Below are 369 nucleotides of genomic sequence, written 5' to 3'. Positions count from 1 at the left end.
GTTACATTAGCTGAGTACCTAGAGCATACTCAATATTTATGGGTTTGGTTGTATTGCAGGAGAGGCAAGATGGGCAAGGAAGTTGATTCTTTTTATTTGTACTGTTTAGCAGGAATATCACTAGTCGTTGTTGGACTAACGTGGTTTATGTTTGCTGCTGGGTTTGACATAACGGCAACACACTTTACGTACCCAACCAGCGGTCTAGCCCTGATTTTGTTTGAACCTGCTGTATCTTGTTTAGTTTTAGGCTGGATGTTTAGTGTCGTTCTTTTTGTATATGGTGCATTAAACTCTGTAAAAGCATTATGGCTAGAAAATGACCGTGTCAATTTAGCTTTAAATTGGCTGATATGGACTTTAGCAATA

1 protein-coding gene is annotated in these 369 nt (G+C 38.8%); it reads left to right on the top strand.

Features of this window, described 5'->3' with window-relative positions; all coding sequences use genetic code 11:
• Window positions 1-69 precede the first annotated feature (69 nt).
• On the top strand, window positions 70-369 hold a 300-nt coding region (locus CWC14_RS18415), incomplete at its 3' end, for a hypothetical protein (RefSeq protein ID WP_212746571.1).

The sequence above is a fragment of the Pseudoalteromonas sp. S3260 genome (genome assembly GCF_005886925.1).
Lineage (GTDB): Bacteria > Pseudomonadota > Gammaproteobacteria > Enterobacterales > Alteromonadaceae > Pseudoalteromonas > Pseudoalteromonas tetraodonis.
This window is presented reverse-complemented; position numbering and strand designations above follow the sequence as displayed.